The organism is Nocardioides agariphilus (assembly GCF_015352445.1).
Taxonomy (GTDB): domain Bacteria; phylum Actinomycetota; class Actinomycetes; order Propionibacteriales; family Nocardioidaceae; genus Nocardioides; species Nocardioides agariphilus.
The window spans coordinates 182,839-197,567 of the sequence record NZ_JADKPO010000004.1; the positions used below are offsets into that span (position 1 = coordinate 182,839).

Genomic DNA, 14,729 nt, shown 5'->3' on the forward strand with positions numbered 1-14,729 from the left:
CCGGGTCAGCGAGCGCTCTCGACGGCCCGCAGCCGCGCGCACAGCACCTTGAGGAGGACCTTGGCGACCTCGGGCTCCTCCTCGAGGATCGGGTGGAAGGACCACGAGGGGATCGAGATCGTGGTCATCTCGGTCTCGGCATGGACGGTGGCCGAGCGGGGCTGGCCGTCGATCATCGAGATCTCGCCGAAGTAGTCACCCGGGCCCAGGCCCGGACGATCCTGCCCGTTGACGTGCACGGAGGCGTTGCCCTCCTTGATCAGGTGGAAGCCGGCCGCACCGCCGCCCTGCTCGGTGATGTCCTTGCCCTCGGCGTGGTGGACCAGCCGCGCCTGGCTGGCGATCGCGGTCAGGTGCTTCCTGCCCAACCCGGAGAACAGGTCGGTGCGGCCCAGGGCCTCGACGATTTCCGGATCTGCCGCCATTGCTGCCCCCAACTACATTCGTGGTCATGTGTCCAGCAAACCGGTGTCCGGTTTCCTGGTCGGCCGGTCGCGCGTCAACGTAGCGCCACCCTCAGTCCCGGGCAACGGCTGGGCTCCTCCAGCACGGTCACGGTCTGACAACGGCGGTAAGGTCCGGCCCGTGCCCGCCCTCTCATCGCGACGACAGGACCTGATGGCAGCCGCCACCCGCGTCCTGGCCGAGCAGGGTCTGCGAGGGCTGACCCACCGGGCCGTGGACCGGGAGGCGGGGCTCAGCGAGGGCAGCTGCTCGGCGTACTACCGCACCAGCAGGGCCTTGCAGGAGGCGCTGGCCCAGTACGTCGCCGCGACGGCCGCCGCCGACGTCATCGCCTTGACCGAGGAGCTCCGCGCGTGTGGCCCCGACGACGACCGCAAGGTCGAGCTGACCGCGCAGCTGTTCTCGCGTTGGCTCGCCGAGCGCGACGTCCTGCTGGCCCGGCTCGAGCTGGAGCTGGCTGCTGCTCGTGACCCCGACCTGGCTGCCGTCATGACCGAGTGGCGCACTCGGCTGGTGGGCCTGGTCGCCACGATGGCGACCGAGAGGGGGCTGGCTGATGCCGGGCCCCGGGCAGAGGCACTGGTCGCCAGTGCCGACGGCGTCCTCCTGGCCGCTCTGCAGCGGCCCGTCCGCGGGCGTCGTGCCTTCGTCACCGCCTCGCTCGAGCGCCTGCTCGGCGGCCTCGCCGATCACGAGCCCGATGACGGGGCCGATCACCACGAGGACCACTAGTCCCCGACCACCGTAGGCTGCAGCCATGCCAGAGGCTGTCATCGTCGCTACCGCCCGCTCCCCCATCGGCCGTGCAGGCAAGGGCTCGCTGAAGGATCTGAGACCCGACGACCTCGCGGCGACGATCGTGCGTGCGGCGCTCGACCAGGCGCCCGCGCTCGACCGCCATACCGTCGATGACGTCTATCTCGGCTGCGGACTGCCCGGCGGAGAGAGCGGCTTCAACATGGGCCGGGTCGTCAACGTCCTCAACGACATGGACGACGTGCCTGCCGCAACCGTCACGCGCTACTGCGCCTCCTCGGTGCAGACCACGCGGATGGCCTTCCACGCGATCAAGGCGGGCGAGGGCGACGTCTTCGTCTCCGCCGGTGTGGAGACCGTGTCGAGGTTCGGGCTCGGCACCTCCGACAGCTGGCCCCAGACCCACAACCCGGCGTTCGCCGACGCTGAGCAGCGCACCGCCGAGTCGGCCCTGGGTGGCTCGTCCTGGCACGACCCGCGGCTGGACGGCAAGGCCCCCGACATCTACGTGGCCATGGGCCAGACGGCCGAGAACCTCGCCCAGTCACGGGGTCTGAGCCGTCGCGAGCTCGACGAGTTCGGGGTGCGCAGCCAGAACCTCGCCGAGAAGGCCATCGCAGAGGGCTTCTGGGCCCGCGAGATCACACCGGTCACCACCCCGGATGGCACCGTCGTCTCGGCCGATGACGGACCCCGAGCGGGGGTCACCTACGAAGCGGTCGCCGACCTCAAGCCGGTGTTCCGGCCCGACGGCCTGGTCACCGCCGGCAACTGCTGCCCCCTCAACGACGGTGCCGCTGCAGTGGTGGTCATGTCCGACACCCGGGCCGCCGAGCTCGGCATCACTCCCCTGGCCCGCATCGTCGCGACCGGAGTCAGCGGCCTCTCCCCCGAGATCATGGGCCTGGGCCCGGTCGAGGCGACACGTCGTGCCCTGGCCCTGGCCGGCATGTCCATCGGCGACATCGACCTGGTGGAGATCAACGAGGCCTTCGCGGCGCAGGTGGTGCCGTCCTACCAGGACCTCGGCATCGACCTCGACCGCCTCAACGTCAACGGCGGCGCCATCGCCATCGGTCACCCCTTCGGCATGACCGGTGCCCGCCTGCAGACGACGATGCTCAACTCCCTGGACTGGCACGACAAGACCACCGGCCTGGTCACCTTGTGCGTCGGCGGCGGACAAGGGATGGCGCTGATCCTGGAGCGGCTGTCCTAGCCGTGCCCGATACCGACGACCCCGTGGCACGGTGGCTCGACACCTCCCAGCAGCAGGCCTGGCGGGCGCTGATCATGGGGATGACGCTGCTGACCGACCGCCTCGACGCGGACCTGCGCCGGGGCTTCGACATCTCGCTGGCCGAGTACGAGATCTTGGTCCGTCTCTCCGAGCGCCCCGAGCGTCGGCTGCGGATGGCGCAGCTCGCCGACGCGATGGCCCACAGCCGCAGCCGCGTCACCCACACGGTCAAGCGCATGGAGAAGGCAGGCCTGGTCCGGCGCTTCGACTCCGAGGAGGACCGGCGCGGCGTGGTGTGCGAGATGACCGAGCAGGGCTACGACCTGCTGGTCCGGATGGCCCCGACGCACGTCAACGGGGTCCGCGACTACCTGGTCGACCTGGCAACCGATGACGACCTCGAGGCGCTCGGCCGGGTGATGAACAGCGTGGCCGACAAGCTCGTTGTCGCCCACCCGGAGAGCGAGATCCGCTGAGCGACCCCGAGGTCCTCGCCTCTCCGGTCGCACGCGGGCGGCCGGTCGTCCGCATCCTCGTGGCGGTTGCAGCGGTCGCTCTGGCCGCCTGGGGACTCGCCACCCGGCTCGAGGCCGCCGACGGTGGCCGCTCTGCGCGGTTCGGTCCGCCGTCGCCGACGAGCCCAACCTCAGACTCAGCCCCAGACACAGCCTCAGACACAGCCTCAGATTCGACACTCACGCCTCGGGCCATGCAGACCGGACCGCCACCGTGGGTCCGCTACCCCACGCCGCTGGAGGGCCGCTGGGTCAGTGACGTCCTGCCCGAGCAGGTCACGCTGGTGATCAAGAACGCCTCTCTCGACATCTACCGCGACGGGGCCGATCGGCCGGGCCGGGCGCCGTACGTGCATCGTTCGATCACGGTGCGGGGCGACCGGCTGTATGTCCGCGAGCCCGACGACAACCATGTGCTGGTGTCGTATGCCTGGCGGATCGCGGGCGACGACTTGACCTTCGAGCTGCTGGACGCGACGGCGCCTCGTGGGCTCCCCACGGGGGACGAGACGTTCAGCCGGTCCTGACACCGGCTTCGGCCTGTGTCAGCGGGCCGACAGACCAGTCGAGTGCCGTACGACGAGAGTCGGCGTCGTGAGTACGTTGCGCATCTTTGCCTGGGTCCTCGGGGCAGCACTTCTGGCTGGGTTGCCGGCCGCAGCACACCTGATGCCCGGGGCACCCAGCTAGTCGTCCCGGTCGGGGCCGAAGTCGACGGTGACCGTCTCGAACCCCTTGTGCCGCTGGGCCGCGGCATACCCGCTGTAGGCGCGGCGATCGGCCTCGGTCAGGCGCACGGAGTCGGTGAACGGCGTCAGCAGGGCTCGCGGCCACAGGTGCTTGTCGAGCACCACGTTGAGCTCCACGCCCAACATGCCGGCGACGGAGACCAAGAAGATGGCCGCCATCAGGCCCAGCACCAGCCCGAAGGTCTGGTTGACGGTGTCGGCGCCGGCCAGCACGTGCGTCACGTAGATCGCACCCACCTGTTGGAGCAGGTGCCACAGCACGGCGGTCAGGAGCGCACCCGGGAGCGTGGTCCGCTGCCGGTCCGGCCGAGCGGCCGCCAGCCGCATCAGCACGAACAGCACGCCACCGACGACCAGCACGCTCACCACGCGCGCCAGCCAGCGCACCGGGGAGTCCTCGAACCAGGCGATCAGCGTGGTGTTGCTGACCAGCACCGACCCCGTGGTCAATGCGAGCACCGCGATGCCGCCGAAGGCCACGATCAGCAGGCCACGCACCCGCAGCAGGATGGGGTTGGGGCGGCTGTTGCGCGGGATCGCCCACGCGATGTTCATCGCGTTCTGCACCGCGGTGCCGAGCCCCATCGCGCCGTAGGTCGCTGCCAGCGAGCCCACCACGACCGCGGTGGTCGACCCGGTGAGTCCCTCCGGCCGCCGGAACTGGTCACCGATGACCGGGAACTGGCTCAGGGCGGAGTCGAGCACCTTGGCCTGCAGGTCGGGGTCACCTTGCAGCAGGAAGCCCAGGATCGAGGTCGCGAGCAGCAGCAGCGGGAACGTCGCGAACAGCGCGTAGTAGGTGACGATGACGGCCAGATAGGTCGCCTGGTCGTCGACGTACTTGTAGACCAGCGCGATCGGCACGCCGAGCACCGCCCAACGGCGCTGGAAGCGGTCGACAGGACCGATCCTGCCGACCCCGTCCCCCGCCATCTGACGCCGCCTCGTCGGGCCGGCTAGGGCCTGGTCAGGCGACGGTGGGTCACGCGGTGCGGACGCGCGGCCTCGATGCCGAGCCGCTCGACCTTGTTGGCCTCGTAGGCGTCGTAGTTGCCCTCGAACCAGAACCACTTGGCCTCGTCGTCCTCGTCGCCCTCCCAGGCCAGGATGTGGGTGGCGACGCGGTCCAGGAACCACCGGTCGTGGGAGGTGACCACGGCACAGCCGGGGAAGTCGAGCAGGGCGTCCTCGAGGGACTGCAGGGTCTCGACGTCGAGGTCGTTGGTCGGCTCGTCGAGCAGCAGCAGGTTGCCGCCCATCTTCAGCGTCAGCGCCAGGTTGAGGCGGTTGCGCTCACCGCCGGAGAGGACGCCGGCCTTCTTCTGCTGGTCGGGACCCTTGAAGCCGAACGACGCGACGTACGCGCGGGAGTTCATCTCGAAGTTGGCGACCTTGATGAAGTCAAGCCCGTCGGAGACGACCTCCCACACGTTCTTGTTGGGGTCGATGCCGCCGCGGCTCTGGTCGACGTAGGAGATCTTGACCGTCTGGCCGACCCTGAGCTCGCCGGCGTCCGGCTTCTCCGAGCCGATGATCATCCGGAACAGGGTGGTCTTGCCGACGCCGTTGGGGCCGATCACGCCGACGATGCCGGCACGGGGCAGGGTGAAGGAGAGGTCGTGGATGAGGGTGCGGCCCTCGAAGCCCTTGTCGAGGTCGTGGGCCTCCAACACGACGTCACCCAGGCGCGGACCGGCGGGGATGTTGATCTCGGAGGTGTCGATCTTGCGCATCCGGTCGGCCTCGGCCGCCATCTCCTCATAGCGCGCGAGTCGCGAGCGGCTCTTGGTCTGGCGGGCCTTGGCGTTGGAGCGCACCCACTCGAGCTCGCGCTCGAGCATCTTGGCGCGCTTGGCGTCCTTCTGCCCCTCGATCTTGAGGCGCTCCTTCTTGGTCTCGAGGTAGGTCGAGTAGTTGCCCTCGTAGGGGTGCGTCTTGCCGCGGTCGAGCTCGAGGATCCACTGCGCGACGTTGTCGAGGAAGTAGCGGTCGTGGGTGACGGCCAGGACGCAGCCGGGGTAGGACGCGAGGTGTCCCTCGAGCCACTGCACCGACTCGGCGTCGAGGTGGTTGGTGGGCTCGTCGAGGAGCAGGAGGTCGGGCTGCTGCAGGAGCAGCTTGCACAGCGCGACGCGTCGGCGCTCACCGCCGGACAGGTTGTCGACGAGCAGGTCGGGGTCGGGGCAGCGCAGGGCGTCCATCGCCTGGTCGAGACGGCTGTCGATGTCCCACGCGTTGGCGTGGTCGAGCTCGGTCTGGAGGTCGCCGGTCTCCTTCATCAAGGCGTCCTGATCGGCATCAGGGTCGCCCATCTCCATGTAGGCGTCCTCGAGCCGCTTCATCTTGGCCTTGATGTCGGCGACGGCCTCCTCGACGTTGGCCAGCACGGTCGTCCCCTCGGTGAGCGGTGGCTCCTGCTGGAGCATCCCGACAGTCGACTCGGGGTCGCGGATCGCGTCGCCGTTGTTGGCCTGCTCGAGCCCCGCCATGATCTTGAGGAGGGTCGACTTGCCGGTGCCGTTGGGCCCGACGACGCCGATCTTGGCTCCGTGGAGGAACGACAAGGTGACGTTGTCGAGGACCACCTTGTCGCCGTGGGCCTTGCGCACATTGCGCAGTGTGAAGACGTAGTCAGCCATGATCGGAAACCCTACGGGCGCACGGGGCGCGACCAGAAATGCTCGCTCGGCCTGAGACCTCCCGCTCCCCCACGGCGTCGATACTCATGACGGCCCAGGGTGGGTCGGACCGACAGGAGGCACCGGCCGCGGATGGCGAACGACGACGGCGAGTTCTCGGACTTCGTGGCTGCCCGTGCCGACCGCCTCTACCGGCAGGCCTGGCTGCTGACCGGCAGCCGGATGTCGGCGGAGGACCTGGTGCAGACGGCACTGACCAAGGCGTACGCCGCCTGGCCGCGGGTACGCCGGGCCGACGACCCGGTCGCCTACGTCCACGGTGTGCTGATGAAGGCGTTCCTCTCCGACCGGCGTCGCCGGTCGAGTGGGGAGGTCCCGGTGGCCGAGCCGGACATCGTCTCCTCCGGCGTCGCGGATCCTGCGCAGACCCACGTCGACCGACTGGCGCTCGCCGAGGCCCTCTCGGCGTTGTCTCGCACCGACCGGGCCGTCGTGGTGCTGAGGTACTGGGACGACCGCACGGTCGCCGAGACCGCCACGCTGCTCGGTCTCACCGAGGCCGCGGTCAAGAACCGCAGCCTGCGGGCGCTTCGCGCCCTTGCCGACCACCTGACCGTCATCGACGAACCACGAGGGAGCATGCGATGAGCACGACCGAGGAGACGCTGGTGCGCGAGGCGCTCCAGCAGAGCACCGACGACCTGGCCGCACCGGTCCAGCTGCTGACCCGGAACGCTGCGCGCAACGGCCGACGCCTCCGACTCCGCCGTCGCGTCACCGTCGCGGTCGGCTCGGTGTGTGCCGCCGCCGCGATCGCCGTACCCGTCGTCCTCGCGCTTGGCCCGAACCCTGCCCGCGACGGCGGCTTCGCCACCGACCCCTCGACGTCGCTGCCCGAGCCGCCGCCCATCACCGGCCAGGTCGGCTGGTGGGACATGCCGGCGTCCGAGATGCTGCACCGTCTGCGGGATGTCGGCCCGGCGGGAAGGTCGTACGTCGAGCCCGTCCTCACCAACGAGGGCGAGAACGCACCTGGCGAGCCGGTCGCCGAGATGCGCGGCTGGCTGGCGGCGGACGTCGTCGCACACGGTGCGACAGCCGGAGGCATCAACCTGCTGCTTTACGCCCCGGGCCAGAGTGCCGAGAAGTACACCTGCCCTGGCAACCTCGTCTCGCCCGACTCCTGCACCGAGATGACCAACGGCGCGGGGACGACGGTCGGCAGGCAGTCAGTCACCACGACAGGCGAGGTGACCGTCATCGAGGTCGTACTGCGGGGGCCCGGCGGAGGCCTGGTCTATGTCGCGGTCTCGAACTCGGCAGACGACAAGTGGGGGATGGGATCGACCGTGGCCTCCCGCAACCCTCCCCTGAGCCTCGAGCAGGTGACCGACATCGCCACGAGCAGCGCCTGGACGGACTGGCGCCCTCGCCGTCAGTGACGAACGTGCTGTCTCCCGTGCGCGCGAACGACACATACGTCACGGACGGCGAGCTACGCCAGCGCCTGGTCGATCCCCTTGCGGGCGGTCTCGTAAGCGGCGAGGACCTCGCGCACCGGCTTGACCACGAGGTCCTCGGTGACCTCCGAGATCGCTGAGCGCAGGCGGCGCTCGGCTGTGCGGGAGCGGCGCCGGGCAGTGCGGCGGACGAGCACCCGGCACAAGAGCGCGAACAGGATGCCGAGCACGATCGCGCCCACCAGCACCACCACCGGGAGTGGGTAGCCCGCGACATCGGGGGTGTCGGGCATCTCGTAGGTGAGGTAGCGGGTCGCGAAGACCGCGCCGAGCCACCCGGCGGCGCCGACGGCCGTGAGCATGAGCAGCCACTGGAGCAGGCGCACCAGCCCCGCCCACGCCGGCAGGCGCGAGGCACCCAGGTCGGTCTCGCCCAGGACGAGGTCGAGACGGTCGCCGAGGTCGTCGTGCCGAGACAGCGACGCCTCACGTACAGCGGTGGCCCACGGCCGCGGCAGGTCGCGCGACACGTCGTCGGCGACGGCACGCAGGGCCGAGTCGACGCGGGCGCGCTGGACGTTGGTCGGCTTGGGTGCGGAGGTGCGTCCACGGGTGGCGCGATGTCCGGCCAGCTCCTTGCCGGCCGAGCCGAGGTCGAGATGCAGTCGCTTCAGCGGGTCCGGTCGCAGTCGCGAGACCCACGACACCAGGGGCCAGCCGGTCGCGCGGTTGGCGCGCAGGCGGGTCGCGTCGTGCACTGCCTGGACGACGGTCGGCACGCCGGCCGAGTCGGCCAGCGCGGACTCGAGCTCGCCGACGTGCTCCTTGGACAGCTTCGGGGTGGGGGCGCTCCCGGTGGCCTCCGACATCCGCTGGGCCGCGCCCCGCAGGTCGGCCTCGAGGCGCGTACGCACGGCCTTCTTGGCGGCCACCCGTGAGGCGATCTCGTCGCGGAGCCGGTCCAGGCCCACGCCCGTGCGGGCACTGGTCGCGATCACGGGCACGCCGACCAGGCCGTCGGCGTCCAGGAGCCGGCGTACGTCGGCCAGCATCGAGTCCAGGCGGTCGGGAGGCACGGTGTCGACGTGGTTGAGGATGACCAGCATCACGTCCTTGTGGCCGGCCATCGGAGCCAGGTAGCGGGAGTGCACAGCCGCGTCGGCGTACTTCTGCGGGTCGAGCACCCAGATCATCAGGTCGGCCAGCTGCACGAGCCGGTCGACCTCGAGGTGGTGGGAGACCTCGGTCGAGTCGTGGTCGGGCAGGTCGAGCAGGACCACCCCCCGCAGCGCGTCGTCCTCGCGGCGGGAGTCGAGCATCGAGTCACGCACGACGCGATGACGGGGCGGGATGCCCAGCCAGTCGAGGAGGTCCTCGGCACCCGACGGGTTGGCCGGACCGTCTGGTCCCCACACGCACGCGGTCGCCCACGAGGTGGTGGGACGGCGTACGCCGACGGCCGAGAGCTCCAGTCCGGTCAGGGAGTTGAACGTCGAGGACTTGCCCGAGCCGGTGGCCCCGGCGATCGCGACGACGGTGTGGTCGGGCGACAGCCAGAGCCTGCTGGAGGCGCGCTCCAAGACGGCCTGGCTCTGGTCGAGCAGTTCGTCGGGCAGGCGCCCCCTCGACGCGAGGATCGCTGCGTCGAGACCGTCGATGCGGGCGCCGATGTCGCTGCCGCGAGAGACCAGCTTCTTGGCCCCCTCCAGCAAGGACGTCATGGTCTCCCCGTAGCTAGGTGCCAGGTGTGAACGGCGTGGTGCGGACTCCGCGGTCAGCGGCTGGGCACGAGCCTAATGGGAGTGCGGCTCGCCGCCACGCAGTGACTGGTAGCGCACATCGTCGACCCGGCGGGCAGCGTCACGCAGGCGGTCGGGCATCGCCGGATCGACGGCGGCCGCGTCGAGGAGGTCGACGTAGCGGGCTCGCTCCCCCGCGACCAGCTCCTGCACCCGGATCGCGAGTGACCGTCGCGCTCGCTCGGCCAGGCCGCGCACCGCCTGGTCGCCGAAAACAGCCTCGAGCAGCTTCTGGCCGAGGGCGGCCGATCCGCCGGCGATGCCGGCCTCAGCACCGGTGACGCCTCCGGTGTGGGAGAACACCACGACCATCAAGGCGACCGAGAGACCGTTGACGCCGTAGGCCAGGAACCGCGCCGTCGAGCGCTTGTCGGCACCCTCGGTGCGCACCATGTCGAGCACGTCGTCCTGCCAGTCGCGCACCGCCCGCTCGGTCCTACGGCGAAGGTCACGGGAGGCCCGGCCGAGGTCCTCGCCGGCGCCGGCGAGCAGCGCCTGGCCCGGCGCCAGCGACTGCCAGGACGCCTCGGCGCGCTCGGCCGCAGCCTCGGCCTGCTCGATGATCAGCGTCTGGAGCCCGGACTCGACGGCGACCGTGACCCGCTCGGCCTCGTGCGGCTTGCCCTTGATCGCGTTGACGAGCCGGTCGCGCAGCCAGCCCACCTTGGTCTCCAGCCCCTTGAGCAGCTCGCCCGTGCCGACGAACTCCTGCCAGCGTGCGAGCACCTCACCGCGCAGCAAGGTCCCGTCGGCGGACGCGGCGACGATGTCGTCCACCGCACGGTCATAGGCACGCTCGACGCCCTCGCGCAGCCGGGCCTCGGCGCTCACCTGCTCGGCGACGGCGTCGGCCACGTCGTGCGTACGCCGGGTCAGGGTGCGGATGGCGCCCTCCAGCGTCTGCTTCACCACGGCTGCCCGGGCCTCGGCGTCGGCGGCCAGCTCGACCAGCCAGCCGCTGATGTGGGACACCGCGTCAGCCGGCAGCAGCCCCTCGTGGTCGATCGGTCCCTCGATCACGATGAACAGCGGGGAGTCCTTCAGGCCCCGCGAGGCCAGCATCCGGGCCAGGTGCGCGGCGACGGTGTCGGCCGCCTCCAACGGCGTGCGGTCCAAGACGATGGCCACCGCGGCCGAACGCTCGGATGCGTGACGCAGGAACTCCCACGGGACCTGGTCGGCATAGCGCGCGGCCGAGGTGACGAAGATCCAGAGATCGGCGGCAGCCAGCAGCTGGGTGGCCAGCGCCCGGTTGGACTTCTCGACCGAGTCGACGTCGGGGGCATCGAGGATGGCCAGGCCCTCGGGCACGGTGTGGGCCGGTACCAGCTGAAGGGCTCCCGGGTCGTTGGTCGGCTGCGAGACGCGGTGCAGGTCGGGCAGCAGGCGGTCCTGACCGAACCAGCCCGCGTCGGCCGGGTTGTGCACCAGCACCGGCGAGCGCGTGGTCGGCCGCAGCACGCCCGGCTGCGTCACGCGGCTGCCGACGAGCGAGTTCACCAGCGTCGACTTGCCGGCCCCTGTGGAGCCTCCGACCACGGCGAGGAGGGGCGCGTCGAGGGTCATCACCCGAGGGATCACGTAGTCCTCGAGCTGGTCGACCATCTCCCGCAGCTGGGTCCGCCGCTCCCCCACACCGGGCAGCTCGAGCGGCAACGTGGCCTGCTGGAGGGCGCCGCGCAGCCGCACCAGTGACGTGAGCATCTGCGCGCTCTCCACCGTCGACTCGCGCTCGCTTCCGAGGTGGCTCACCGCGGGCTCACCTGTGGGGGCACCACCTGTCCGGGGAAGGAGATGAACGGGCGCACCTGCGCGATCCTGGCGACGTACTCCTGGCCGCGTGCGGCGAAGTCGGGGGGCGGAGTGCCGCGCAGGAAGCGGTGGTGCAGGAAGCCCAGCTCGACGACCGACTGCTGGTAGGCGCGCATCGCGTCGAGGGCGCGCTCGCCACCGACACGGCGGGCGTACTGGCGGCTCTGGCGTCGCGCACCCAGGTCGACCACCCAGCCGATGTCGGTCGCGGGGATCAGGCCCCGGGCCGCTGCGTCGCCGAGTGCGGCGGTCAGCATCCGCGCCTCGGAGCGGCGCGCCCAGATCGCGAACCCGGCAGCAGCCAGGAACGCCGGGGCCATCAGCACCAGGTAGACGACGAAGAAGTTGCGGCCGCCGTAGAGCGTCGAGCCGTTCCACACGCCGTGGGCGGCCACGGCGAACGCGTAGCCCACGAGCGGCAGCACGAACCGGCGTACGCGCGACCTGCTGGCCACCGCCAGACCCACCCCGATACCGGTGAAGGCGGTGAACAACGGATGTGCGAACGGGCTGAACAGGCAGCGGATCACGAACGTCGCCGTGAGTGCGGACGTGCCGCCCGGCCCCATCCCGTCGGTGCCGTTGTAGGAGGCGGCGAGATAGAGGATGTTCTCGACGAAGGCGAAGCCGATGCCCACCATGCCGGCGTAGACGATGCCGTCGAGGACGCCGTCGAGCTCGGCGCGTCGCCACCAGAGCAACAGCAGCAGGAAGAAGCCCTTGGTCGCCTCCTCGGTGACCGGAGCGACGACCGCCAGGCTGGTGTCGTCGTTGATGCCGACGAACAGGCCACCGATGCCCTGCAGCACGATCGCCACGGCCGTGGCCACGAAACCGCCCCACAACAGGCCCGCCGCCAGCAGGCGGCGGGGTTCGGGTTCGTAGCGGTCGAGCCAGAGGTAGCAGGCCACCAGTGGACCGACCGGCACCGTGGCCAGCACCGTGGCGAGCAGCATGGTGCGGGGGGCGCCCGACAGCGCGAGCACCAGCAGCATCCCGGCCGCGCCGATGACGACCAGCACCGTCACGACCACCGTGAAGGCGATCGTGTCGCGGCGCTTGCCCGAGGTCTGCGGCCTGGCCCCTCCCATGGCGCGAGCCTATCGGCCCCGTCGCCCGCTCCCGGCTTTCCAGGCAGGCGCTGGCCCGGCGTCGTACGGCGTATCGTGAGGCGCGTGAGCGACGAGACCACGGACAAGACTTCCGGTGAGACTTCCGATCTGACGACCGAGTCCCACGACCCATCGGTGCCGGCCGCCTACTCCTCCTTCATGAGGCAGGGCTGGGGCGACGGCGAGGTCCACCTCCCCCAGCACCCGATCCACACCTATGCCGCCGAGCGACGTCGCAAGCTGGCCGAGATCTTCCCCGGCGAGCGCCTCGTCCTCCCGGCGGGCGGCTACAAGGTCCGCTCCTACGACACCGACTACCGGTTCCGCGCCGACACCGCACACGCCTACTTCTCCGGCAACCTGACGTCCGACGCCGTGCTCGTCATCGACGGGTCGTCAGGCGGCGAGGCCGTGCTCTACGCACGACCCAGCGCCGGACGCGAGACCGACGAGTTCTTCCGCGACCGGATGTACGGCGAGTTCTGGGTGGGCCGCCGCCCCTCGCTCGGCCAGATCAGCGAGTCCCTCGGCCTCGAGGTGCGCCACATCGACGACCTCGCCGACACGCTGCGCACGACCGGCAAGACCCGGGTCCACCGCGGCGTCTCGTCGGTCGTCGACGCCCTCGTCTCCGGTGACGACGCCCGTGACGGTGACTTCGCCCGGGTGATCTCCGAGATGCGGCTGATCAAGGACGACTGGGAGCTCGGCGAGCTGCAACACGCGTGCGACGTCACGGCTCGCGGCTTCGAGGACTCCGTGGCCGAGTGGGACAGGGTGCTGGAGTTCGGTGAGCGCTGGCTCGAGGGCACCTTCTTCCGGCGCGCCCGCGCCGAGGGCAACGACATCGGCTACGACTCCATCGTGGCCGGCGGCTCCCACGCGACCACCCTGCACTGGATCGACAACACCGGTCCGATCGAGCCCGGCACGCTGGTCCTGCTCGACATGGGCGTCGAGGGCCACAACCTCTACACCGCCGACGTCACCCGTACCCTGCCGGTCGACGGCACGTTCACCCAGCTGCAGCGCGAGCTCTACTCCCTGGTCTACCAGGCGCAGGAGGCCGGCATCGCAGCAGTCAGGCCGGGCGAGCCGTTCCAGGCCTCCCACAACGCTGCGATGGTGGTGCTGGCCCACGGGCTGGAGGACCTCCACCTCCTGCCCGTCAGCGCAGAGGAGGCCCTCGACCCGGAGTCCAAGGTCTACAGCCGCTGGACCCTCCATGGCGTCAGCCACATGCTCGGCATGGACGTCCACGACTGCGGCCAGGCCGCGCCCGAGGCCTACGCCAAGGGCACCTACGCCGAAGGCATGGTGCTGACCGTCGAGCCCGGCCTCTACTTCCAGGCCGACGACCTGCTCGTGCCCGAGGAGCTGCGCGGCATCGGCATCCGCATCGAGGACGACGTCGTGGTCACCGCCGACGGCTGCCGCAACCTCTCGGACTCCTTGCCCCGCACTGCCGACGACATCGAGTCCTGGTTCGCCGAGCACCGCCGCTGACACCCCTTCACCTCGCTGACGTCATACGAAGTGGTCGCTATAGCGACCACTTCGTATGACGTTGGCCTTTGCTGGCGCACCAGGCCGATGTCAAGGTGGTCGCATGCTCTTCCACATCACCCAGGTCCACGACCCCGCCGACTGCCCCTACGGCAACGGGGGCTCCCGCAAGTTCCACGACGCGTCGGTCGAGGGCGTGACGGTGCACGGCGTCTACGGCGCCTTCATGGAGCACACGATCTACCTGGTCGTCGAGGCCGACGACATCAACCAGCTCAACAAGTTCCTGCTCCCGGGCATGAAGTCCTGCTCGACCGAGATCACTCCGGTCAGCGCCGAGCCCCTGCCCCAGTGGAGCTGAGCCCCCGGCGAGCGTGACGACCTGGCGGCTCCTCGGTCCAGAGCGTCGGCGCAACCGGCGCATGCTCGTCGCTCTGAGGTACTTGCGGCAGTCCTCGCCAAGAGTCGAACCGCGATCAGTCACAATGGTCCCCGCCCAGCCCTCGTAGCTCAGCTGGATAGAGCAGCGGCCTTCTAATCCGCCGGTCACAGGTTCGAATCCTGTCGGGGGCGCCAGTGTGATGTCTCGGGACATCGGCATGGGGCGAACCCTCAGGATGGGGGTTCGCCCTGCGTTTTGTGTGGCGGTGGTCCGGGTGGTCGGCCGAGTGGCTGG

At 70.4% G+C, this 14,729-nt stretch carries 14 protein-coding genes and 1 tRNA gene; 9 read left to right on the top strand and 6 right to left on the bottom strand.

The genetic code is table 11. The features are described 5' to 3' along the window. Positions 1-5: 5 nt before the first annotated feature. Entirely contained in the window at positions 6-425 is a 420-nt protein-coding gene (locus ISU10_RS04830; RefSeq protein WP_194695229.1) for a cyclic nucleotide-binding domain-containing protein, read from the bottom strand. Between the two features lie 160 nt (positions 426-585). On the opposite strand from ISU10_RS04830, the gene ISU10_RS04835 reads away from it, so the two are divergent. From ISU10_RS04835 to ISU10_RS04850, 4 genes are all read left to right on the top strand, one after another. Next, the gene (locus ISU10_RS04835; RefSeq protein ID WP_194695230.1) at positions 586-1,197 is read left to right on the top strand and encodes a TetR/AcrR family transcriptional regulator; all 612 of its coding nucleotides are present in this window, start codon (positions 586-588) and stop codon (positions 1,195-1,197) included. A 25-nt stretch (positions 1,198-1,222) separates the two neighbouring features. Continuing rightward, complete coding sequence (locus ISU10_RS04840; RefSeq protein ID WP_194695231.1) at positions 1,223-2,440, top strand: acetyl-CoA C-acetyltransferase; 1,218 nt, start codon at positions 1,223-1,225, stop codon at positions 2,438-2,440. A gap of 23 nt (positions 2,441-2,463) precedes the next feature. Beyond that, positions 2,464-2,937: a MarR family winged helix-turn-helix transcriptional regulator gene (locus ISU10_RS04845; RefSeq protein ID WP_370864750.1), complete on the top strand. Its 474-nt coding sequence runs from the start codon at positions 2,464-2,466 to the stop codon at positions 2,935-2,937. A gap of 233 nt (positions 2,938-3,170) precedes the next feature. Continuing rightward, complete coding sequence (locus tag ISU10_RS04850) at positions 3,171-3,503, top strand: hypothetical protein (RefSeq protein ID WP_194695232.1); 333 nt, start codon at positions 3,171-3,173, stop codon at positions 3,501-3,503. A gap of 159 nt (positions 3,504-3,662) precedes the next feature. Here the strand turns inward: ISU10_RS04850 and ISU10_RS04855 are convergent, their stop codons facing one another. Together ISU10_RS04855 and ettA are read right to left on the bottom strand one after the other, a co-directional pair. After that, the gene (locus tag ISU10_RS04855; RefSeq protein WP_194695233.1) at positions 3,663-4,658 is read right to left on the bottom strand and encodes a YihY/virulence factor BrkB family protein; all 996 of its coding nucleotides are present in this window, start codon (positions 4,656-4,658) and stop codon (positions 3,663-3,665) included. A gap of 23 nt (positions 4,659-4,681) precedes the next feature. Next, positions 4,682-6,364 carry an energy-dependent translational throttle protein EttA gene (gene ettA, locus ISU10_RS04860; protein ID WP_194695234.1) on the bottom strand — a complete coding sequence of 561 codons (1,683 nt, stop codon included), beginning with the start codon at positions 6,362-6,364 and terminating at the stop codon, positions 4,682-4,684. Positions 6,365-6,496: 132 nt separating this feature from the next. Here ettA and ISU10_RS04865 point away from each other — a divergent pair, with 132 nt between their 5' ends. Together ISU10_RS04865 and ISU10_RS04870 are read left to right on the top strand one after the other, a co-directional pair. Then, positions 6,497-7,012, top strand: coding sequence for a SigE family RNA polymerase sigma factor (locus tag ISU10_RS04865; RefSeq protein ID WP_194695235.1), 516 nt, complete (start codon positions 6,497-6,499; stop codon positions 7,010-7,012). Then, positions 7,009-7,806, top strand: coding sequence for a hypothetical protein (locus tag ISU10_RS04870; RefSeq protein ID WP_194695236.1), 798 nt, complete (start codon positions 7,009-7,011; stop codon positions 7,804-7,806). Before ISU10_RS04865 ends, ISU10_RS04870 begins: the two co-directional genes overlap by 4 nt. 53 nt (positions 7,807-7,859) lie before the next feature. Here ISU10_RS04870 and ISU10_RS04875 read toward each other — a convergent pair whose 3' ends face one another. The 3 genes from ISU10_RS04875 to ISU10_RS04885 all read right to left on the bottom strand — a co-directional run bounded on the left by ISU10_RS04875 (position 7,860) and on the right by ISU10_RS04885 (position 12,526). Continuing rightward, positions 7,860-9,545 (bottom strand): GTPase family protein, encoded by a 1,686-nt coding sequence (locus tag ISU10_RS04875; protein ID WP_194695237.1) that lies wholly within the window; start codon positions 9,543-9,545, stop codon positions 7,860-7,862. Between the two features lie 72 nt (positions 9,546-9,617). Continuing rightward, the gene (locus ISU10_RS04880; protein WP_370864754.1) at positions 9,618-11,375 is read right to left on the bottom strand and encodes a dynamin family protein; all 1,758 of its coding nucleotides are present in this window, start codon (positions 11,373-11,375) and stop codon (positions 9,618-9,620) included. After that, positions 11,372-12,526 carry a PrsW family intramembrane metalloprotease gene (locus tag ISU10_RS04885; RefSeq protein WP_194695238.1) on the bottom strand — a complete coding sequence of 385 codons (1,155 nt, stop codon included), beginning with the start codon at positions 12,524-12,526 and terminating at the stop codon, positions 11,372-11,374. The genes ISU10_RS04880 and ISU10_RS04885 overlap by 4 nt, the downstream gene beginning before the upstream one ends. Before the next feature lie 84 nt (positions 12,527-12,610). Between ISU10_RS04885 and ISU10_RS04890 the strand changes: the two genes are divergently transcribed. From ISU10_RS04890 to ISU10_RS04900, 3 genes are all read left to right on the top strand, one after another. After that, positions 12,611-14,053 (top strand): aminopeptidase P family protein, encoded by a 1,443-nt coding sequence (locus tag ISU10_RS04890; RefSeq protein ID WP_194695239.1) that lies wholly within the window; start codon positions 12,611-12,613, stop codon positions 14,051-14,053. Between the two features lie 103 nt (positions 14,054-14,156). Beyond that, a complete protein-coding gene (locus ISU10_RS04895; protein WP_194695240.1) occupies positions 14,157-14,414 on the top strand; it encodes a DUF3303 domain-containing protein in 258 nt (85 codons plus the stop codon). 138 nt (positions 14,415-14,552) lie between these two features. Beyond that, positions 14,553-14,629 (top strand) — tRNA-Arg (locus ISU10_RS04900). Positions 14,630-14,729 lie beyond the last annotated feature (100 nt).

Coding starts and splice junctions, on each gene's coding strand:
- ISU10_RS04830 (WP_194695229.1), bottom strand. CDS start 425: ATGGCGGCAGATCCGGAAATCGTCGAGGCCCTGGGCCGCACCGACCTG.
- ISU10_RS04840 (WP_194695231.1), top strand. CDS start 1,223: ATGCCAGAGGCTGTCATCGTCGCTACCGCCCGCTCCCCCATCGGCCGT.
- ISU10_RS04850 (WP_194695232.1), top strand. CDS start 3,171: ATGCAGACCGGACCGCCACCGTGGGTCCGCTACCCCACGCCGCTGGAG.
- ISU10_RS04855 (WP_194695233.1), bottom strand. CDS start 4,658: ATGGCGGGGGACGGGGTCGGCAGGATCGGTCCTGTCGACCGCTTCCAG.
- ettA (WP_194695234.1), bottom strand. CDS start 6,364: ATGGCTGACTACGTCTTCACACTGCGCAATGTGCGCAAGGCCCACGGC.
- ISU10_RS04865 (WP_194695235.1), top strand. CDS start 6,497: ATGGCGAACGACGACGGCGAGTTCTCGGACTTCGTGGCTGCCCGTGCC.
- ISU10_RS04870 (WP_194695236.1), top strand. CDS start 7,009: ATGAGCACGACCGAGGAGACGCTGGTGCGCGAGGCGCTCCAGCAGAGC.
- ISU10_RS04875 (WP_194695237.1), bottom strand. CDS start 9,545: ATGACGTCCTTGCTGGAGGGGGCCAAGAAGCTGGTCTCTCGCGGCAGC.
- ISU10_RS04885 (WP_194695238.1), bottom strand. CDS start 12,526: ATGGGAGGGGCCAGGCCGCAGACCTCGGGCAAGCGCCGCGACACGATC.
- ISU10_RS04895 (WP_194695240.1), top strand. CDS start 14,157: ATGCTCTTCCACATCACCCAGGTCCACGACCCCGCCGACTGCCCCTAC.